At 75.1% G+C, this 19135-nt stretch carries 17 protein-coding genes; 12 read left to right on the top strand and 5 right to left on the bottom strand.

Going from position 1 to position 19135, the window contains the following annotated elements; genetic code table 11:
• Positions 1-23: 23 nt before the first annotated feature.
• Positions 24-1448 carry a type I glutamate--ammonia ligase gene (gene glnA / locus ACY0MR_RS26095; RefSeq protein WP_361855927.1) on the top strand — a complete coding sequence of 475 codons (1425 nt, stop codon included), beginning with the start codon at positions 24-26 and terminating at the stop codon, positions 1446-1448.
• A 107-nt stretch (positions 1449-1555) separates the two neighbouring features.
• On the opposite strand, the gene ACY0MR_RS26090 is transcribed toward glnA, so the two are convergent.
• Positions 1556-1831 (bottom strand): hypothetical protein, encoded by a 276-nt coding sequence (locus ACY0MR_RS26090; protein WP_392042488.1) that lies wholly within the window; start codon positions 1829-1831, stop codon positions 1556-1558.
• Positions 1832-1979: 148 nt separating this feature from the next.
• Here ACY0MR_RS26090 and ACY0MR_RS26085 point away from each other — a divergent pair, with 148 nt between their 5' ends.
• Positions 1980-2339 (top strand): arsenate reductase family protein, encoded by a 360-nt coding sequence (locus ACY0MR_RS26085; RefSeq protein WP_388799587.1) that lies wholly within the window; start codon positions 1980-1982, stop codon positions 2337-2339.
• A 186-nt stretch (positions 2340-2525) separates the two neighbouring features.
• Positions 2526-3935 (top strand): MocR-like pyridoxine biosynthesis transcription factor PdxR, encoded by a 1410-nt coding sequence (gene pdxR, locus ACY0MR_RS26080; protein ID WP_473555699.1) that lies wholly within the window; start codon positions 2526-2528, stop codon positions 3933-3935.
• A gap of 63 nt (positions 3936-3998) precedes the next feature.
• Here pdxR and ACY0MR_RS26075 read toward each other — a convergent pair whose 3' ends face one another.
• Positions 3999-4937 (bottom strand): Gfo/Idh/MocA family protein, encoded by a 939-nt coding sequence (locus tag ACY0MR_RS26075; protein WP_473555696.1) that lies wholly within the window; start codon positions 4935-4937, stop codon positions 3999-4001.
• On the opposite strand from ACY0MR_RS26075, the gene ACY0MR_RS26070 reads away from it, so the two are divergent.
• From ACY0MR_RS26070 to ACY0MR_RS26055, 4 genes are all read left to right on the top strand, one after another.
• The gene (locus ACY0MR_RS26070) at positions 4936-6609 is read left to right on the top strand and encodes a hypothetical protein (protein ID WP_388799581.1); all 1674 of its coding nucleotides are present in this window, start codon (positions 4936-4938) and stop codon (positions 6607-6609) included. The genes ACY0MR_RS26075 and ACY0MR_RS26070 overlap by 2 nt on opposite strands.
• Positions 6606-7808 (top strand): ARPP-2 domain-containing protein, encoded by a 1203-nt coding sequence (locus tag ACY0MR_RS26065; protein WP_473555694.1) that lies wholly within the window; start codon positions 6606-6608, stop codon positions 7806-7808. The genes ACY0MR_RS26070 and ACY0MR_RS26065 overlap by 4 nt, the downstream gene beginning before the upstream one ends.
• A 138-nt stretch (positions 7809-7946) precedes the next feature.
• On the top strand, positions 7947-8978 hold the full coding sequence (gene glnII, locus ACY0MR_RS26060; protein ID WP_361855912.1) for a glutamine synthetase: 1032 nt from the start codon (positions 7947-7949) through the stop codon (positions 8976-8978).
• A gap of 383 nt (positions 8979-9361) precedes the next feature.
• Entirely contained in the window at positions 9362-9913 is a 552-nt protein-coding gene (locus tag ACY0MR_RS26055) for a winged helix-turn-helix domain-containing protein (RefSeq protein WP_388799577.1), read from the top strand.
• 4 nt (positions 9914-9917) lie between these two features.
• Here the strand turns inward: ACY0MR_RS26055 and ACY0MR_RS26050 are convergent, their stop codons facing one another.
• Both ACY0MR_RS26050 and ACY0MR_RS26045 read right to left on the bottom strand, forming a co-directional pair.
• Entirely contained in the window at positions 9918-11456 is a 1539-nt protein-coding gene (locus ACY0MR_RS26050) for a PepSY-associated TM helix domain-containing protein (protein WP_473555690.1), read from the bottom strand.
• Positions 11457-11506: 50 nt separating this feature from the next.
• Complete coding sequence (locus tag ACY0MR_RS26045) at positions 11507-12202, bottom strand: hypothetical protein (RefSeq protein WP_473555687.1); 696 nt, start codon at positions 12200-12202, stop codon at positions 11507-11509.
• Between the two features lie 154 nt (positions 12203-12356).
• On the opposite strand from ACY0MR_RS26045, the gene ACY0MR_RS26040 reads away from it, so the two are divergent.
• From ACY0MR_RS26040 to ACY0MR_RS26020, 5 genes are all read left to right on the top strand, one after another.
• On the top strand, positions 12357-13358 hold the full coding sequence (locus tag ACY0MR_RS26040; RefSeq protein ID WP_473555684.1) for an NAD-dependent epimerase/dehydratase family protein: 1002 nt from the start codon (positions 12357-12359) through the stop codon (positions 13356-13358).
• 145 nt (positions 13359-13503) lie between these two features.
• The gene (locus ACY0MR_RS26035; protein WP_473555682.1) at positions 13504-14304 is read left to right on the top strand and encodes a tyrosine-protein phosphatase; all 801 of its coding nucleotides are present in this window, start codon (positions 13504-13506) and stop codon (positions 14302-14304) included.
• A gap of 142 nt (positions 14305-14446) precedes the next feature.
• Positions 14447-16525, top strand: a complete 2079-nt coding sequence (locus ACY0MR_RS26030) for a hypothetical protein (protein WP_473555679.1) — start codon at positions 14447-14449, stop codon at positions 16523-16525.
• A gap of 95 nt (positions 16526-16620) precedes the next feature.
• The gene (locus ACY0MR_RS26025; protein WP_361855866.1) at positions 16621-17505 is read left to right on the top strand and encodes a metal-dependent hydrolase; all 885 of its coding nucleotides are present in this window, start codon (positions 16621-16623) and stop codon (positions 17503-17505) included.
• The gene (locus ACY0MR_RS26020; protein ID WP_388799559.1) at positions 17505-18572 is read left to right on the top strand and encodes a PDR/VanB family oxidoreductase; all 1068 of its coding nucleotides are present in this window, start codon (positions 17505-17507) and stop codon (positions 18570-18572) included. The genes ACY0MR_RS26025 and ACY0MR_RS26020 overlap by 1 nt, the downstream gene beginning before the upstream one ends.
• Positions 18573-18591: 19 nt before the next feature.
• Here ACY0MR_RS26020 and ACY0MR_RS26015 read toward each other — a convergent pair whose 3' ends face one another.
• Positions 18592-19125, bottom strand: coding sequence for a hypothetical protein (locus ACY0MR_RS26015; RefSeq protein WP_473555677.1), 534 nt, complete (start codon positions 19123-19125; stop codon positions 18592-18594).
• Between the last annotated feature and the right edge of the window lie 10 nt (positions 19126-19135).

The following is a 19135-nucleotide window of genomic DNA, read 5'->3' as shown; positions in this document are numbered from 1 at the left end:
GGGCCGGGAGTAGGAGGAGTGGGATGTCCGAGACGCACGGGTTCCAGAACGCCGACGAGGTCAAGAAGTACATCCGGGACAACGACGTCAAGATGGTCGACGTCCGTTTCTGCGACCTTCCGGGCGTGATGCAGCACTTCACGATCCCGGCGACGGCGTTCGACCCGTCGGAGGAGCTCGCCTTCGACGGCTCGTCGATCCGCGGCTTCCAGGCGATCCACGAGTCCGACATGTCGCTCCGCGCCGACCTGTCGACGGCCCGGGTGGACCCCTTCCGCCGCGACAAGACGCTGAACATCAACTTCTTCATCCACGACCCGATCACGGGTGAGCAGTACAGCCGCGACCCGCGGAACATCGCGAAGAAGGCCGAGGCCTACCTCGCCTCCACCGGCATCGCCGACACCGCGTACTTCGGCCCCGAGGCCGAGTTCTACGTGTTCGACTCGGTGCGCTTCGAGACCTCCGCGAACCAGGGCTTCTACCACATCGACTCCGAGGCCGGCGCCTGGAACACCGGTGCGGAGGAGAACAACCGCGGCTACAAGGTCCGCTACAAGGGCGGCTACTTCCCGGCCCCGCCGGTCGACCACTTCGCCGACCTGCGCTCGGAGATCTCCCTGGAGCTGGAGAACGTCGGCCTGCAGGTCGAGCGCCAGCACCACGAGGTCGGCACCGCCGGCCAGGCCGAGATCAACTACAAGTTCAACACGCTGCTGGCCGCGGCCGACGACCTGATGCTCTTCAAGTACATCGTGAAGAACGTCGCCTGGCGCAACGGCAAGACCGCGACCTTCATGCCGAAGCCGATCTTCGGCGACAACGGCTCGGGCATGCACGTCCACCAGTCGCTGTGGTCGAACGGCGACCCGCTGTTCTACGACGAGACCGGCTACGCGGGCCTCTCGGACACCGCCCGCTACTACATCGGCGGCATCCTCAAGCACGCCCCGTCGCTGCTCGCCTTCACCAACCCGACGGTGAACTCCTACCACCGCCTGGTGCCGGGCTTCGAGGCCCCGGTCAACATGGTGTACTCGCAGCGCAACCGCTCCGCCGCCATGCGCATCCCGATCACGGGCTCGAACCCGAAGGCCAAGCGCGTCGAGTTCCGCGCGCCGGACCCGTCCTCGAACCCGTACCTCGCCTTCTCCGCCCTGCTCCTCGCGGGCCTCGACGGCATCAAGAACAAGATCGAGCCGGCGGAGCCGATCGACAAGGACCTGTACGAGCTGGCTCCCGAGGAGCACGCCAACGTCCAGCAGGTCCCGACCAACCTGGAGGCCGTCCTCAACGCCCTCGAGGCCGACAACGAGTACCTCCAGGCCGGCGGCGTCTTCACCTCCGACCTGATCGAGACCTGGATCGACTACAAGCGGACCCACGAGATCGCCCCGATCCAGCTCCGCCCGCACCCGCACGAGTTCGAGCTGTACTTCGACCTCTAAGCCGCACCGCGCGAGCGAGGCTCTTCCGAGGCCCGCCACCCCCTTTCGAGGGGGTGGCGGGCCTCGCCGCTCTCCGCCGGCCCGGGGCCGGGCGGCGTCCCTCCGGGTCAGCGCCCGTAGCGGATCATGGCGCGGACCATGCGGCAGGTGGTGTCCGAGGGCGGGTGGATGCCGAGGTGGTCGGCCGCGGTGCGTATCGTCGCGTTCGTGGCCTTCGACGGGACGTAGACGCCGGCGTCGAGGAGGGCGATCGCGAGGCGCATGGCCTTCAGCCGGCGGTTGTGCGTCACGTACCACTCGCGGGGGCGGCCCGCGGGGAGCGGCTTCTTCCGGAGCGGCTTCCAGGGTTCGAGGGACGGTGTCCGGATCACGGCGAGAGCCATGGGCTACCTCCTGGCGAACGGCGGGGTGCGGGCCCTCCCCGGGACCCTCACCTTCACCCCCCATTTTAGGGCCCCCCACTGACAATCGCCCCTGGCCAGAGGGGGTTTGGGGGGTGGTGGCGAGGGCCCTGGGGGGTACCGTGGGGGCATGGAGATCTGGATCAATCCCGCCTGTTCCAAGTGTCGCAGCGCCCTCACCCTTCTCGACGCCGAGGGCGCCGACTACACCGTGCGCCGCTACCTGGAGGACGTGCCCTCGCCCGAGGAGATCCGCCGGGTGCTCGACCGGCTCGGGCTCGAACCCTGGGACATCACGCGGACGCAGGAGGCCGCCGCCAAGGAGCTCGGCGTGAAGGACTGGGCCCGCGACGCCGGAAGCCGCGAGCGGTGGATCGAGGCCCTCTCCGCGCATCCGAAGCTCATCCAGCGGCCGATCATCACCGCCGAGGACGGCACGGCCGTCGTCGGCCGCACGGAGGAGGCCGTGCGCGACGCGCTCTCCCGCTAGGGCCTGTCGTCAGACTCCCGTCCGCCCCGCGACGTCTGCACGACGAACCCCGGGGCCTGTCGGCCGGAGGGTCCCGCGCGGCGGGCGACGCCCGGGTCGGTCCCGCGCCTCCGTCGGGCGCTACCCTCGCCCGGCAGGACGCAGAAGGCCGCTGACGGCCTCGTGAGCGACGGTGAGGAGCACCCCGTGACCGCATCCGACGGCGGCGGGCCCGGTGTCGACCTGCACCTGGAGCTGAGCGCCGCCGGCGGCCGCCGGGCCGCGCTGGTCGCCGCCCTGCGCGAGGCCGTACGCGGCGGGCGACTGGCCCCCGGGACCCGGCTGCCGCCCTACCGTTCGCTCGCCGCCGACCTCGGGGTCGCCCGCAACACCGTCGCCGACGCCTACGCCGAACTCGTCGCCGAGGGCTGGCTCACCTCCCGCCAGGGCTCCGGGACCCGCGTCGCCGAGCGGGTCGCCGCACCCGCCCCGCGGTCCGTCCGCCCCACCGCCCCTCCCCCGCTCCCCCACGACCTCGTCCAGGGCAAGCCCGACCCCGCCGCCTTCCCCCGCACCGCCTGGGCGACCGCGGCGCGGCGGGCCCTGGCGGCCGCGCCCCACGAGGCCTTCGGGATCGGCGACCCGCACGGCCGGACCGAACTGCGCCACGCGCTCACCGAGTACCTCGCCCGCGTCCGGGGCGTCCGCACCGCACCGGACCGCATCGTGGTCTGCTCGGGCGCCGCGCACGCGCTGCGCCTCCTCGCGCGCGTCCTCGGCCCGGCGGACCCGTGGGCCGTCGAGGCCTACGGCCTGCCCTTCCACCGCGGCCTCCTCGCCGAGTCCGGGATCACGACCCTGCCGGTCGCGGTCGACGGGGACGGGGCCCGGGTCGCCGACATCCCCCGCCCGGCGCGCGCGGTCCTGCTGACCCCCGCCCACCAGTTCCCCACCGGCGGCCCCCTGCACCCCGAACGCCGGGCCGGCGCGCTGGAGTGGGCCCGGGAGTCCGGCGGACTGGTGATCGAGGACGACTACGACGGGGAGTTCCGCTACGACCGGCGGCCGGTGGGCGCCGTCCAGGGCCTCGACCCCGAACGGACCGTCCTCGTCGGCTCCGTCAGCAAGAGCCTCTCCCCCGCCCTGCGGATCGGATGGATGTGCCTGCCGTCCACCCTCGTGGGGCCGGTGGTCGCCGCGAAGGGCGAGCGGGAGCCGCACTCCTCCGCGACCGACCAGCTCACCCTCGCGGACCTCCTCGCCTCCGGCGCGTACGACCGGCACGTCCGGCGGATGCGCCGGCGGTACCGCCTCCGGCGCGACCGGCTGACCGCGCTGCTCGCCGAACGGGCCCCCGCCGTACGGGTCACGGGCATCGCCGCCGGGCTGCACGCCGTCCTGGAACTGCCCCCGGGCACGGAACGGGCGGCCCTCGCCGCGACGGCCCGGCGCGGGGTCGCCGTGGAGGGCCTGGACCTCTACCGCCATCCCGACGCCCCGCACCCCGGCGGCGCCGGGGACGGGCTCGTCGTCGGCTACGCCACCCCGCCGGAACGGCTCTACGAACCCGCCCTGGAAGCGCTGTGCGCCGGCCTCGCCGAGGTGCTCGGAGCCTGAGCGCCGCCCCACGCGGGCCGACGCCCGGGACGGCTCGCCGGGGGCGACTCGCCCGGGCCGGGCCTACCCCTGCGCCCGCTCCTCCGCCGACTCCTTCACGCGGGCCTCCGCCAGCGCCTCCGCCCTCGTCAGGATCTCCGTCAGCCGCAGGCCGAACCGGGCGTCGCAGGCGGCGGGTTCGCCCGTACGGGCCGCCTCGACCAGGGCGTCCACGGCCGCACCGAACGCCCCCACCGCCCCGTCCCAGCGCGGCAGCTCCACCCGGCCCCCGGAGCCGTACAGGGTGAGCGCCGCCTCCGCCGCCTCCGGCGGGGCGCTGAGCGTCAGCGTGGCCGTGCTGCTCGCACCCGAGGTGTGCCGGAGCACCAGGTGGTGGGTGTCCGCCGGGCCGCGCGCCGCGGTGATCTCCGTGACATCGCCCAGGACCGGCAGGTAGACCGACAGGACGTGCGGGCCCACGTCCCACAGCCCGCCCTTCTCCCGGCGCCAGGGAGAGGCCGCGTACGCGCTGCTCGACCCCGCCCCGTACAGCGAGCCCAACCAGTGCGCCTCCCCCAGGAACCAGCCCCCGGCCGCCGTCTGCTCCTCGATCCAGCGCGCCGTCGGCCCGGCGAACCGGAGCGTGCAGAAGACCACCGAGGCCGCCCCCGCGGCCTCCACCGCCCCGGCCACCTCCCGCGCCCCGGCGACCGTCGTCGCGACCGGCTTGTCGAGCAGCACGTGGCAGCCGGCCTCGGCGGCCCGGACCGCCAACGGGGCCTGCACGTCCGGCGGGAGCGCGAACGCCACGGCGTCACTGGCCTCGAACAGCGCGTCCAGGTCCTCGTACGCCCGCGTGCCCGACGCGGCGGCGAGCGCGGCCGCCGCCTCCGGGCGCCGGCCCCACACCCCGCTGAACTCGATCCCCCGGTGCGCCGCCAACGCGGGCGCGTGCGTGTGCCCCGCCCAGGGGCCGGTGCCGAGGAGTCCGATACGGGGTTTCGCGCCCAGCTGCTTCGCCATGCCCCCAGTCTGCCCGGTCGCACCGACGACGGGCTCCGGAAATCCCCTCGCGGCCCTCCCCCCACCCGGTGTTAGCGTTTCCGCGCCGGCCGCGGGACTCCGGTGCGACTTCCGGAACCTGCCTCTGAAGCAACGTCTTCGCTGTTCGCGCCCTCATTCCCCGGCCGGCGCCCCCGCGCCGCGCGAAGGAGGGAGAGCCGTGTCCGAGCTCGTCGCCGCCGAGGACGTGCTCCTCTTCGTCAACGCCGCCGTGACGGCCACCGGCCAGCGCGAGTTCCGCTCCTCCGCCGCCGAACAGCGCTTCTCGCTCCGCTTCGTCCACGCCTACGTCCGGGTCAACTACCGGCCCGTGTACGCGGCCGCCCTCGCCCTCGACATCAACCACCACAACGCCGCCCTCATCGTGGAGCAGCTGCTGCGCACCGCCGACGAGGCGGGCGGGCCCGAGGCGAGGCGGGCGGAGGGGCGGCTGATCGGGGCGCGGCTCGCGCTGCTGCCCCCGCAGCGGGTCTACCGGCTGTTCCGCGCGCTGCGCGCCGCCGGGGTCAACAACCGGCGCACCCGCGCGATCGTGCGCCAGTGGCTCGCGGCCCGCCCCGACCACGCCCTGGACGCGGTGAAGTACCGCAGCGGCCTCAAGGCCGCCCTCCGGCACGTCCACGGCACGCCGCCGTCCCCCGAGACCGGGGACTTCCTCTTCGCGCCGGGCCGTCGCGTCCGGTACGAGGACCCGACGCTCGACGCGTTCCGCCGCGCCCGCTACGAGCAGGGCGCGCTGTACGAGCTGCCGTTCACCGTCGCCGAGGGGTTCGCCGCCGCCCACGGCGTCCCGCGGGCGGTGTTCCTGGAGCGGATCGCACCCCGGATGACCCGGCTCGAACAGCTCAGGACCGAGCGGGCCGCCGACCTCTCCGTGATGCCGCTGACCCGGCTCGCCCTGTACGTCCTCTCGCTGCCGTTCGACGCGCGCACGGCGCGGCGGGCCGAGCTGACGGGGGCGCTGCGGGCCGCGGCCCGGCGCGCGGCCGGTCGGGACGCGGGGACCTGGGGCCGGGTCACGGCCGTGCTCGACGACAGCTTCTCCTCCTCGGGTTCGTCGGTGAAGCGGCGCCGCCCGCTGGCGGTGGCGCTCGGCTGCCACTTCCTCCTGGAGGCCCTCGCGGCGCCGGGGGCGTACACCCCGCTGTGGACCTCGGGCGGACGCGACCCGCTGCTCGTCCGGCCGTACGGGCCCACGCCGCTGGGCCTGCGGGTCCTGGACGGCCTGGAGACCGGTCCGGAGCGGCTCGTGATCGTCTCGGACGGCTGGGACAACGCCCCGCCGGGGCTCGCGGGCGAGGTGCTGCGGGTGTGGCGCGCACGGCTGGATCCGGAGCGCCGGACGAGCGTCGTGCACCTGAACCCCGTATACGACGCGGAGGGTTTCGACGTGCGGCGGCTGGCGCCGAGCGTGCCGACCGCGGGCATCCGGGACGCCGAGGACCTGGCGGCGCTGGTGGAGATCGCGCAGTTCGCCGAGGGCCGGACCGGGTTCACGGAGCTGAGCGCCTATCTCGACCGGCGGGTGGAGCGGTTCCTGGCGGGAGCGGGACGGCCGGGACGGAGCGGGCGCGGGGCGCGGGAAGCGGAAGAGGGAGCGGGAGCGGGAGAGGCGGGAGGGGTCGGGGGATGACGGGGATCGACCTGACCGGGCTCGACGTCCGGCCGGCGCAGGTGTGGGGCGGAGTGCGGCTGGTGCCGTTGGTCCGGGCCGCGCCGGTGCCCGGGCTGCGGCTGCACCGGGAGGTGTACGGGGGCCGGGGCGCGGTGGACCTGCCCGACCGCACCACCTACACCTCGTACATCCCGCACGGGTTCGTCGCCGACTGGACGGGGGCCGGAGCGGCGGCGGGGCCGGGCCGGGAGTCCGCCGCGTACGGGACCGTGCTCGGCGGCGGCGAGCGCGGCCGGGGCGGCCGGGCCGGGCCGCCGGACTGCGTGCCCGTGCGCCGGATCCACCGGATGGCCAAGCGGCGGCGGGACACGGAGGGGCGCGCCGTGGCGCGGCTCCGCTTCCTGCCGCTGCACCTCGCCCTGGAGGGCTACCTGGCGCTGCACTTCGGCGGGCCGTCAATCGTCTGGGACGAGTGGTCCCGCGAGGCGGTCCGGCACGGCCTCTCGCCGCGGGCCGAGGCCGCGTACGCCGGGTGGAGCGTGCCCGGGCTGACCGAGGCCCTGCGGGTCTTCGAGGTCCACCCGGGCCAGTGCGGGCTGCTGCTGTACGTGGCCGACGCGCTGGCCGCGGCCTTCGTGGTGCCGCACCCGGACGACTACCGCCTGCTGCACCCGACGCTGGTCGAGGACCTCTACGGGGAGCTGGTCCACCAGTACGCGCACTACGGCGCCCCGGTCGCCGGGTTCACGGCGCGGATCCGGGACGGGGCCGGCGGCGTCCGCACCCTCGCGGACCTGCGGGCGGCGGCGCTGCGGCAGGAGCGGGACTGGGCGGCGGCGCACGACGGGCTGATGGCGCGGGACCTGCTGGAGACGTCGTACGCCTTCGAGCGGGTGCAGCGGATGGGCCCGTTCGCCCTGCACCGGTTCCTGCCGCCGTTCGAGCGGGGCGGGACGGAGCAGCACATCGGGGAGCTGATCACCGACCACAAGGGCCGGGCGGTGTACCTGAAGACGTTCCGGCTCTCGGAGAACCAGATCCGGAAGGGGTACCTGCTGCGGCGGCTGGCGGACTGCGACTGGCACCTGGGGCGGACCGCGGAGGCCCTCGGCACCTCGTACGCCGAGGTCGTACGGCGTGTCCGGGGCGCGGGTCTCGACCCGCTCCTGAACGCCCATGTCGTCGCACAGCGGCTCCGCGAAGATCGGGAAAGCTGAGTAACACGGGGTTCACATTCGGGCAACCGACGGGAAATCCCGTGTTGCGAAGCTGCGACCGGACACAGACACCGCAGCTTCTCGCAGCGCCGCGAGCCGCCGCGACACCCGCAGCAGCACGCTCAAAGGATGAGGCCCGTGACCTTCAAGGCTGAGTACATCTGGATCGACGGCACCGAGCCGACCGCGAAGCTCCGCTCGAAGACGAAGATCCTCGCGGGCGAGGGTGCCGCGCTGGAGGAGCTGCCGATCTGGGGCTTCGACGGTTCCAGCACGAACCAGGCCAAGGGCCACGCCTCGGACCGCGTCCTCAAGCCGGTCTTCGTCTGCCCGGACCCGATCCGCGGCGGCGACGACATCCTGGTCATGTGCGAGGTCCTCAACACGGACATGACGCCGCACGAGTCCAACACCCGCGCCGCGCTCGCCGAGGTCTTCGCGAAGCACGCCGCGCAGGAGCCGATCTTCGGCATCGAGCAGGAGTACACCTTCTTCGAGGGCAGCCGTCCGCTCGGCTTCCCGGAGAACGGTTTCCCCGCCCCGCAGGGCGGCTACTACTGCGGTGTCGGCGCGGACGAGATCCACGGCCGCCCGATCGTCGAGGCGCACCTGGAGAACTGCCTCAAGGCCGGTCTCGGCATCTCCGGCATCAACGCCGAGGTCATGCCCGGCCAGTGGGAGTTCCAGGTCGGCCCGCTGGCGCCGCTGGAGGTCTCGGACCAGCTGTGGATCGCCCGCTGGCTGCTCTACCGCACCGCCGAGGACTTCAACGTCTCCGCGACGCTGGACCCGAAGCCGGTGAAGGGCGACTGGAACGGCGCGGGCGCGCACACCAACTTCTCGACGAAGGCGATGCGCGAGGGCTACGACGCGATCATCACCGCCGCCGAGTCCCTCGGCGAGGGCTCGAAGCCGCTCGACCACGTCAAGAACTACGGCGCCGGCATCGACGACCGCCTGACGGGCCTGCACGAGACCGCCCCGTGGGACCAGTACTCCTACGGCGTCTCGGACCGCGGCGCCTCGGTCCGCATCCCGTGGCAGGTCGAGCAGGACCAGAAGGGCTACATCGAGGACCGCCGCCCGAACGCGAACGTGGACCCGTACGTGGTGACCCGCCTCCTGGTGGACACCTGCTGCGAGGCCCTCGCGAAGGCCGGCCAGGTCTGATCCGCACCGTCGCGCGCCGAGGGGCGCCCACCGTTCCGGTGGGCGCCCCTCGGCGTGTCCGGGGAGGTCCGGTCTCCCGGCATGTGGGAAGGACGACACGGGGTTTGGCCGGCGAAGGGGTCGTCGGGGACATTCCCTTCTGGTTCAATAGGGATATGGCCATCACTCAGAACGACACCGCGACGGGTCGTCACGACCTCGAGCCGTTCTGGCCTTCCCGGCAGCACCACGACTTCGACCGGGTGTGTTGCCGCGCGAGGAACGCGTCGGCCCTCTAAAGCCCCGATCGGCACGGTCCGATCCACGGCCTTCGGCCGACGCGCACGACGTTCGACGTACGACTCCCGTCCGTTCGTTCCTCCGCGCGAAAGAGCTGACTTCCCATGGTCCAGACCGCTCACAGCACCCCTGCCGCCGTTCGTCCGAACCGTCATCGGCTGCGTGCCGTCGATCCCAACGAGGTCGTCGACTTCGCCCAGGTCGCCGACTTCCTGCCGCCCGGTGCCACCCTGCTGCCCGCGCCGCCGCACACGCTGCCCACGCTGCCGGGCCGGCCGCCGATGGTCGGGTACCTGGTGCTCGTGCCCGCCGACCAGCAGCCCCGCCAGCCCGTCGCCGCGGCCGTGCCCGCGTCCGTCGCCGCGGTGGAGGAGCAGGGGCCCGTCGCCATCGACGGCGTCCAGCGGATCGCCGTCGTGGACGGCCGGGCGCTCGACCTGACATATCTCGAGTTCGAGTTGCTCGCCCATCTGGTGGCGCACCCCCACCGGGTCCACACCCGCGACCAGTTGGTCACGACCGTGTGGGGGTACGGCCACGTCGGTGACGGGCGCACCGTCGACGTGCACGTGGCCCGGCTGCGGCGCAAGCTGGGCGCCGAGCACCGCCACACGATCCAGACCGTGCGGCGGGTCGGCTACAAGTACACGCCCTGACCGGTCAGCCCGTGCGGGTCCGGCTCCTCGCCCTGGACACCAGTCCCAGGGCGAGGTCCACCGTCAGGAACAGCACCAGGCTGATGCCGAGCAGCGGGACGAACCACGCCACGACGGCCGTGACCGCGAGGAGCGGGAGCAGCATCGTCACCGGGACGCGCCGCCAGGCGCCGCGGGCCGCGGGGCGGCCGGGGCGGCGGAGCCACCACATGCGGTAGCCCCAGAGGATGAGCAGGACGAGGGCGAGGGCCAGGGCCGCGAGGGCGAGCTGGTTGAACAGGCCCAGGAACACGCCGGTGTGGGCGTCGATGCCGATGCGGGTGAGCTTGGCGAGGAGCGGGTAGTCGGCGAAGGCGAGCCGGTCGACGACCGTGCCGTCCGCCGGGTTCAGCGCCACGGAGTCCAGCTGGAGGGGGAACTGGGTGTCCGTCTCCTTGATCACGTAGCCCTTGCCCTCGGCGGGCAGGACCAGGGAGATCCGCGGGCTGTCGATGCCGGCGGCGCGGGCGGCGTCGAGCGCGCCGTCGACGCCGATGTCCGGTCCCTGGGTGGTGGTGCCGCCGGTGTGGCCGCCGCCGTGGCCCTCGTGTGCGGACGAGTCCCCGGCCGTGCCGTCGACGGTGGCGGTGAGGGTGGGCGTCGCGCCGCCGAGGCCGTCCTGGACGGCGCCGATGTTCTCGCCCGCGTACCGCGACCAGGTGAGGCCGGTCGCGGACAGGAGGACGAGTCCGGTCACGGCCCACAGGCCGACGCTGCCGTGCCAGGAGAGGGTGCGGCGGCGCGAGGCGGGGCCGCCCTCGGGGACGAACAGGGCGCGGCGGTTCCTGCGGCGCCGGCCGAGCCACAGCAGCAGGCCGCCGAGGGCGACGACCCAGAGCCAGCTGGCCGCGAGCTCGCTGTAGTTGCGGCCCGTGTCGCCGAGGTGCAGGTCGCGGTGGAGGCCGTCGATCCAGGTGCGCAGCGGGAGGGCGCCGGAGCTGCCGTAGCTGGGCAGCGTGCCGCGGACGTCTCCGGTGTAGGGGTCGACGAAGACGGCGAGTGAGGTGTCCTCGGGGACGTCGGGGTCGGCCATCAGGACGCGGGTGGTGGCGCCGGGTTCGGCGCCGGGCCAGACCGCGGTGACGGTGCCGTCCGGGTTGGCTGCGCGGGCGATGTCGACCTGCCGGGAGAGGGGCAGGGTCTGCTCGCCGACGGGGACTTCGAGTTCGTGCGCGTACACGAACTTCTCGGCCTGGAAGGAGAGCGCGTAGAGCAGGCCGCTGGCGGCGGCCACGAGGAGGAACGGGGCGACGAGCACGCCCGCGTAGAAGTGGAGGCGGAGGACGAGGGGGCGGAGGGCGCTCCAGGTCCCCGCCTTCCGGCGGGGCGTGGCGGGGGTGTCCGCGGGGCCGGTGGTGTCCGCCGGGGCGGGGCCGGTGGTGTCCGCCGGGGCGGGGCCGGTGGTCCGGGTGGTGTCGGTGGTCCGGGTGGTGTCGGTGGTCCGGGCGGGTGCCGACGGTGGCGCCTCGGTGGTGTCCGGGCGTGCGGGATCGTCGATCGTCATCGCTGTGACTGTCCTTGGAGTCGTTGCAGACAGGGGGAAGGACCCCCGGGTCAGCCGTGTGCTCCGAGGGTCGTGGCGCGGGGTGCGGTGGGCCGGGGCGGGCCGCGCCGGGACAGGGTGTGGGCGAGGACGACGGTGTGGGGGCGGTGCGCGCTCCGCCGGTGGCGCCGGGCGGGGCGGCGCGTGGTGTCGGGGGCCTGCGGACGCGTGAGGAGCAGGCGCAGGGGGGTGAAGGCGTGGGCGAGGGCGGCGCGGGCGAGGGTGAGGAAGGCGGCTTCGCCGTGGGCCAGCCAGAGGCCGCAGAGGAGGGCGGCGAGGAGGTGGGCGGCGAGCATGCCGGAGGTCATGTCCATGGACATGGCCGTGTGCGGGGCGGGGATCGTGCCGTGCGCGCCGGTGTCCGTCATGGCATGCATGGCGTGCATGCCGGCCGTGGCGTCCATCCCGGTCATGTCGTGCGGGGTCGCCGGGTGTCCGGTGTCGCCCGCGTGGGCGCCCGCCAGGGAGAACAGCAGGTGCAGGGCGCCCTGGAGGACGAACAGCGCGCCGGCGATCGACGCGGCGCCCCGGCGCCGGCCCGCGGCGGCCCACGCGGCGGCGGCCGTCAGGGCGAAGGCGCCGAGGAGGGCGAGCGGGGGCAGCTGATGGGCGGACATGGAGGAGTGCCCCACCGCGGCCAGGGTCACGCACACCACCGCGAAGAGGGCGGCTCTCAGGGCGCGCAGGGGCGACCGGGCATCCGTCATCGCCCGTCATGGTGCCACCCCGCTCCCCGGCGGACGAGACCCCCCTCCCGAACCGGTGACGTTCCTCCCGGGCGGATGACCTTCCTCCCGTGGCGGAATCCTCCGGCAGCGAAAAGCCCTGGTCCCGGGCGGCGTCACCGGGCACGCTCCGATCATGAGACTGCTGATGCTCGGAGGTACGGAATTCGTCGGCCGCGCGGTCGTCGAGGCGGCGCTCGGCCGGGGCTGGGAGGTGACCGTCTTCCACCGCGGCCGGCACGCGGCGCCCACGGGGGCCGCCTCGCTGATCGGGGACCGGACGACCGGACCCCAGGGTCTCGCGGCGCTCGCCACCGGGTCCTGGGACGCCGTGGTGGACACCTGGTCGGCGGCGCCGTCCGCGGTGCGGGACGTGGCGCGGCTGCTCGCCGGACGGGTCGGGCGGTACGCGTACGTGTCGAGCCGATCGGTGTACGCGTGGCCGCCGGCGGCGGGGCTCGGCGAGGACGGTCCGCTGGTGGAGGGTTCGGCCGACGACGGGGACGTGCCGTACGCCGAGGCGAAGCGGGGCGGGGAGCTCGCGGCGACGGCCGCGTTCGGGGCGGACCGGACGCTGCTCGTCCGGGCGGGCCTCATCCTCGGGCCGTACGAGAACGTGGGCCGGCTCCCGTGGTGGCTGGGCCGCATCGCGAAGGGCGGTCCGGTGCTCGCTCCCGGGCCGGCGGACCAGTCGGTGCAGTACGTCGACGTGCGGGACCTCGCCGAGTGGACGCTGGACGCGGTGGCCGCGGGGCTGTCGGGGCCGTACAACCTCGTGTCGCCGCCGGGTCACGTGACGATGGGCGATCTGCTCGACGCGTGCGTGCGGGTCACCGGTTCGGACGCCGAACTGCGCTGGACCGCCCCGGAGGCGCTGGTGGAGGCGGGGGCCGAGCCGTGGTCGGAGCTGCCCGTGTGGCTGCCGCCGGGCGAGATGTACGACGCGATGCACACCGCCGACGTGTCCCGGGCGCTGGGGACGGGGCTGCGGTGCCGGTCGGCGGCGGAGACGGTCGCGGACACCTGGGCGTGGCTGGAGTCGGTCGGGGGGACGGCTCCCCAGCGGCCCGACCGGCCGCGGGTCGGCCTGTCCCCGGAGCGGGAGGCGGAGGTGCTGGCGGCGCTCGCGAAGGGCTGAGCCGGGGAGTGGGCGGAGCGCGGCACGGTGCGGTGGCGGGCGCGCCGGGTCCCGTGACGGGGCGCGGCGGGCGGGCCGCACTGCTCGGAGGGGGATGTTCCCTTACGGTCGACACGAGAGCGCTCGTACCGGAGGAGTCGACGTCATGCCCGCCATCCCCGCCGCCTCCGTCGCCAACCTCCGCGACCTGGGGGGTCTGCCGCTCGCCGCGGGTCGTTCGGTCCGTCCCGGGCTGGCGCTGCGCTCCGCCCATCTCGACCGGCTCGACCCGGCGGACCCCGCCGTGGCCGCGCTGGGCATCCGTACGGTCGTCGACCTCCGTACGGGGACGGAGCGCGCGGAGCGGCCGGACCGGCTGCCGCCCGGTGCGCGGGGCCTGGTCGCGGACGTGCTCGCCGACCATCTGGCGACCAGCGGGCTGCCTCCCGCGGCCCGGCTGAAGGAGCTGCTGTCCGATCCGGCGCTCGCCGAGGAGCACCTGGGCGCGGGCCAGGTCCGGGAGGCCTTCGCGCGGACGTACCGGACGTTCGTCTCCGGGGAGTCGGCCCGCGCCGCCTACCGCGTCCTGCTGACCGAGCTGGGTGCTCCGGACGCCGGGCCGCTGCTCTTCCACTGCACGGCGGGCAAGGACCGGACGGGGTGGGCGGCGACGGTGGTGCTGTCGCTGCTCGGTGCGGACGAGGGGACGGTGCGGGAGGAGTTCCTGTCGGTCAACACGGCGGTGCGGCAGGCGTTCGCGCCGATGATCGAGGGGTTCACGGCGCAGGGCGGCGACCCCGATCTGGCGCTCGACCTGATCGGGGTCCTGCCGCGGTACCTGGACGCGGCGTTCGACGAGGTGGCGGTGCGGCACGGGTCGATGGAGCGGTACGTGCGGGAGGGGCTCGGGGTCCCGGACGGGGTGACGGAGCGGATCCGCGAGCGGCTGACGGCGCCGGCGGGCTGAGGCGGCCGCGGCGGCCGAACCCGCGGTGTGGGGTGCGGGGTGCGGGGTGCGGGGTGCGGGGTCAGCGGCCACGGGGCCCGTGCGCCGCCGGGCCGCCGGGCCGCCGGGGTGACCATCGGAAGAATCGCTCGTTCTGCTGAACGTGAGCACCCAGGATCTCGTTCCCTCGCCCGTGGGCCCCGTCGACGTCGAGCAGGCCGAGGCCGCGCTCGTCGAGCGCTATCCGCGGCTCGTCCGCATCGCCTACCTCGTGCTTCCGCCGTCGCTGGGCCGCAACCGCCGGGTGCTGACCGCGCACGCCCTCGTCCAGCGCTCGCTGCCGCGCCGCCGGGTGACGGGCCCCGCGGTGCCGGGGCCCCGGCCGGCCGAGGACGCGGTCGATCCCGGGTACGCGTACGTACGGGGCGAGGTGCTGCGGCAGGCGCTCGTGGCGGGGCTGCCGCTCCGCCGCCTCGCGCTGCCGCGCCGGGCGCAGTTGCCGCCGCTGCTGCCGCACGTGTGGGGGCTGCGGTTGTTCCCCCGGGTCGGGGGCGCGGACGAACTCGCCCTGGACCAGCGGCTGTCCCGGCTCTCCGGTCCGGGCCGCGCCGCGTACGTCCTGCGGGGGCTGGAGCGCCAGGGCGACGCGGAGGTCCTCCGGGTGCTCGCGGCGGCGGGGGTGGCGGATCCGGGTGCGGCGCTGGCGGAGGCGGACGCGCTGGACGACCGGGAGGACGGGACGGCCGGTGCCGCCCCGGAGGGTCCGGACGACGGAGGGGACCGGTCGGGCGGCCCGGCCGGGGGCGAGGCCGGGAGTGGGGACGGGCCCGCGGGGACGGGCGGCGGGGAGCCGGGCAGCGGGTCCGGGGCCGGTCGCGCCGCCGGCCGCCGCAGCGGGGTCGCGCTCCTGGAGTCCGACGAGTTCGACCCGTGTGCGCTGCAGGCGCGGCCCACCGATCTCCTGCGGCGGCGGCAGCACGCCCGGGCCGGGGTCGTCGCCGTCGCGGCGCTGCTGGTGTGCGGGGCGCTGCTCGGGCTGCCCGGGGACGGGTGGGGCAGGAACGGCGCCGGGGCGCCCTCGTACGCCCGCAACCCCGCCGCGGAGGCCGCCCTCGACCCGGCGAGGCTCAAGCGCGTCGATCCGGCCGTCTGGCCCGGTTCGACCCGTCAGGACTTCTCCGTGTGGCCCGCGCGCGGGGCGCTCGTCGGGGACCGCGCGCTGCTGCGGCGGGCGCTGGCGGTGTGGGCGCGGCCGGGTGCGTCGGTGCGGTCCTCCGCCACGCCGGGGACGCCGGTCGGGCCGCCCATGGGGCCGCCCCAGCTGCTCTTCGCCGGGGTGGTCGACGGGGCCCGGGTGGTGCTCCTCCACGACGGGCTGCGGGCCGTGCGGTACGCGGAGCCCGTCGCGGGCACGGCCGGGGCGGCGCTCGACTTCGCGCGGACCGACGGGGCCGACGGCGTCGGCTCGGCCGCGCTCGTGCTGTCCCGCGCGGCCGGCAACGTCCGGTACCTGACGGCGCCCTGGGTGGCGGAGACCTCCGCGCGGAACCTGCTCGCGCCGGGCGAGGAGGCGCGGCCGCTGGGGCGGGACGCCGGCGGGGTGACCGAGCCGATGACCAGTCCCGCGTCGGCGCGCGACTGCACCCGCTGGAACACCCTTCAGGTGCGGGACGGTTCGGGGCTCCGGCTGCTCGCCGACCTGGGGGAGCTCGCGCCCGCCCGGCTCCTCTGGGGCCCGCCGGAGGCTCCGGCCGACGCCACGGGACCGGAGGCGCGGGCGGCCTGGGCGCGGACCGCGTGCCAGCTGACGGCGGTGCGGGCGCACGGCGTGCGGTCGGTGAACGCCTGGCGGTTCGCCCGGCAGCCGCTGCCCGAGGGGGCCGGGCTCGGCACCTGGCTGTGCACGCGGGCGGAGACCTGGCGGGGCACCGGGAGCCGGGTCCTGGCCCAGTTCCTCGTCCCGTCGCCCGCCGTGCCCGCCGCGCTCGCGGCCCGGTCCGAGGGGTCGCCCGCCTGCGGTGTGCGCGATCCCCGGGTGCTGGCGGGGGTGCTCTGGCAGGCCCCGGCCGGCGGCTGGTACGTCCTGGCCGCCGGGAGCCCGGACTTCGCCGCCCTGGAGACCTCGGGCGGGGTGAAGGGGCGGTCCGACGGCCCCCTGTTGGCCGTGAAGGCGGCGGCCGGGGCCCGTGCCGACCTCGGCGGCACCCTGCGGGACGGAACCCGGGCGCGCGCCCTGCGGTGACGGCGGATCCGCCCCGGGCCGGGGGTGGGCGTGGCGGGCAGAAAGAGCGTGCAGACCTCTGTTGTCATGCCGCTACCCCTCAGTACATTGACGCCATGTCTAATACGCAGCCTGCGCCGGTGGCGTCGGAGCACGTCGATCTCAAGGCCCGCAAGGTCTCCTTCGACTGGGAGGCGACCCCGCTCCACTGGGTGCCCGGCGATCCCTTCACCACGCACACCATCAACGTGCTGCACCTGCTGCTCCCGGCGGGCGAGCGCTGGTTCGTGCACGTCTACCAGCAGGCCCTGCCGTACATCACCGACGACCGGCTGCGTGCGGACGTCATCGGCTTCATCGGCCAGGAGGCCATCCACTCCCAGGCCCACGACGACGTGCTCCCCCACCTGCGGGAGCAGGGCCTCGACCCGACCCCCTACACCGCGCAGGTCGACTGGTTCTTCGAGAAGCTCCTCGGGGACCGGACCCTGCCGCCGGGGCGGCCGCGCCGCTGGTGGCTGATGGAACGGGTCGCGATGATCGCCGCGATCGAGCACTACACCGCCTTCCTGGGCAACTGGGTGCTCAACGCCGACCAGCTCGACCGGGTCGGCGCCGACCCCACCATGCTCGACCTGCTGCGCTGGCACGGGGCCGAGGAGGTCGAGCACCGCTCGGTCGCCTTCGAGCTGTTCATGCACCTCGACGGCGGCTACCGGCGCCGCGCCCGGACCTGGGCGCTCGCGTTCTCCGCCCTCGTCTTCCTCTGGCAGCGGGGCGTCCGCTTCTTCATGGAGAACGACCCCACCCTGCTCGACGGCAAGGCCTCCCTCGGCCAGTTCGTCCGCAAGGGCCGGCAGGGCGTCCTGCCCTCCACCCCCGACATGCTCCGCTCGATCCCCCGCTACCTGAGCCGCGCCTACCACCCCTCCCAGGAGGGGGACACCGCGCAGGCCCTGGCCTATCTGGCCGCCTCGCCCGGCGCCAACGGAGGCCGCTGATGCCCCGGTTCACCACCGTCGCCCTGGTCGCCGGGGCCGCGCTGCTCGTCCGCCGCGCCGTCCGCAGCCGGATGACCACCGCCCCGCTGTGGCCGATGCCCGCCCTCGACGAACCCGTGTCGGGATACGGCCGGGGCAGCACCGTCCCCCGCAAGGTCCGGGTGGCCGCCCGCACCACGCCGGCCGCGGGGGTCGTCGAACTGCGCCTGGAAGGACGCGGCCTGCCCGGCTGGCGGCCCGGCGCGCACATCGACCTCGTCCTGCCCTCCGGCCTGGTCCGGCAGTACTCGCTCTGCGGCGACCCGGCCGACCCCGCCGCGTACACGGTGGCGACCCGGCTCATCGAGGCCGGTCGGGGCGGCCGGGGCGGCTCGCACGAGGTCCACGAACAGCTCCGCGAAGGGGTGGAGATCGAGGTCCGCGGCCCGCGCAACCGCTTCCCGCTCGTCGACTCCCCCGCGTACGTCTTCGTCGCCGGCGGCATCGGCATCACCCCGGTCCTGCCGATGCTGCGCGCCGCGGAGGCCGCCGGGGCGGACTGGCGGCTCCTGTACTGCGGGCGCAGCCGCGCGAGCATGCCGTACCTGGCGGAGATCGAGGCGCTCGGCGCCGCAGGCGACCGGGTCACCGTCGTCGCGGAGGACGAGTCCGGCCACCCCGACCTCGGCTTCCTCGCCGACGTGCCCGCCGGGACCCCGGTCTACTGCTGCGGCCCCGACGGCCTCATGGCGGCCGTGGCGGCGGCGCTTCCCGCAGGCGTCACACCGCGTCTCGAACGCTTCTCGGCCGCCGCGACGACCGGCGGCACGGCCTTCGACGTCGAGCTGCGCCGCTCCGGCCGCACCGTGCGGGTGGCGGCCGACCGGTCCGTCCTGGCGGCGGTCCGCGAGGAGGTCCCCGGACTCATGTACTCCTGCGGTCAGGGCTTCTGCGGGACCTGCCGGCAGCGGGTCCTGGAGGGCGAGGTCGACCACCGGGACGAGCTGCTCACCGACGCCGAGCGGGGCGACTCGATGCTGATCTGCGTCTCGCGCTGCGCGGGAGAGCGGCTCGTCCTCGACCTCTAGAAGACGCCGCGAGGGGACGTCACGGCAGGACGAGCCAGTCGAGGGCGAGGGCGCCGAGGAGGCCGACCACCAGGAGCCAGGTGCCGAGCCGCGTACGGCCGTTGCGGGAGAGCTCGATCACGATGCCGCAGAGGATCATCGCCAGTCCGTACACACCGACGACCAGGACGGAGGTCCGGCTCGCGAGCCGGATCACCAGGACGACGGCCATCGCGACGAGCAGCACGGAGGCGGCGGCGACGCGCAGCCGCCGCGCCTGCTTGGGCGTGAGGCCCTCGCCGTCCGCGGGGTCGTCGCCCGCCTCGCCGTCGACGTCCTCGTCGTCCCCGTACTCGTCGTCCCCGTCCTCGTCGACGTCCTCGTCGTCCTCGCCCTCTTCCTCGGCGTGGTCGTCGGGATCGGCGGCTTCCGAAGGGTCGTCCCGCCCGGCACCGGGTCCGTCCGCGTCCCCGGACGCGGCCTTCCGGCGTACGGCGTCGGCCTCTTCGGCCTCGGGGGCCTCCGCGGGCTCGGGGGCCTTGACGGCCGGGGTGTCCTGGTCGGCAGCGCTCATGGGGCAGGAG

The sequence above is a fragment of the Streptomyces sp. JN8 genome, from assembly GCF_055808075.1.
This window is presented reverse-complemented; position numbering and strand designations above follow the sequence as displayed.

Excerpts from the sequence above, each read along its gene's own strand:
- ACY0MR_RS26070 (WP_388799581.1), top strand. The coding sequence starts at position 4,936 with ATGCCCCCAGTCTGCCCGGTCGCACCGACGACGGGCTCCGGAAATCCC.
- ACY0MR_RS26075 (WP_473555696.1), bottom strand. The coding sequence starts at position 4,937 with ATGGCGAAGCAGCTGGGCGCGAAACCCCGTATCGGACTCCTCGGCACC.
- glnA (WP_361855927.1), top strand. The coding sequence starts at position 24 with ATGTCCGAGACGCACGGGTTCCAGAACGCCGACGAGGTCAAGAAGTAC.
- ACY0MR_RS26025 (WP_361855866.1), top strand. The coding sequence starts at position 16,621 with ATGTCTAATACGCAGCCTGCGCCGGTGGCGTCGGAGCACGTCGATCTC.
- ACY0MR_RS26090 (WP_392042488.1), bottom strand. The coding sequence starts at position 1,831 with ATGGCTCTCGCCGTGATCCGGACACCGTCCCTCGAACCCTGGAAGCCG.
- ACY0MR_RS26055 (WP_388799577.1), top strand. The coding sequence starts at position 9,362 with ATGGTCCAGACCGCTCACAGCACCCCTGCCGCCGTTCGTCCGAACCGT.
- ACY0MR_RS26035 (WP_473555682.1), top strand. The coding sequence starts at position 13,504 with ATGCCCGCCATCCCCGCCGCCTCCGTCGCCAACCTCCGCGACCTGGGG.
- ACY0MR_RS26040 (WP_473555684.1), top strand. The coding sequence starts at position 12,357 with ATGAGACTGCTGATGCTCGGAGGTACGGAATTCGTCGGCCGCGCGGTC.
- ACY0MR_RS26020 (WP_388799559.1), top strand. The coding sequence starts at position 17,505 with ATGCCCCGGTTCACCACCGTCGCCCTGGTCGCCGGGGCCGCGCTGCTC.
- ACY0MR_RS26045 (WP_473555687.1), bottom strand. The coding sequence starts at position 12,202 with ATGACGGATGCCCGGTCGCCCCTGCGCGCCCTGAGAGCCGCCCTCTTC.
- ACY0MR_RS26015 (WP_473555677.1), bottom strand. The coding sequence starts at position 19,125 with ATGAGCGCTGCCGACCAGGACACCCCGGCCGTCAAGGCCCCCGAGCCC.
- ACY0MR_RS26085 (WP_388799587.1), top strand. The coding sequence starts at position 1,980 with ATGGAGATCTGGATCAATCCCGCCTGTTCCAAGTGTCGCAGCGCCCTC.
- ACY0MR_RS26050 (WP_473555690.1), bottom strand. The coding sequence starts at position 11,456 with ATGACGATCGACGATCCCGCACGCCCGGACACCACCGAGGCGCCACCG.
- ACY0MR_RS26065 (WP_473555694.1), top strand. The coding sequence starts at position 6,606 with ATGACGGGGATCGACCTGACCGGGCTCGACGTCCGGCCGGCGCAGGTG.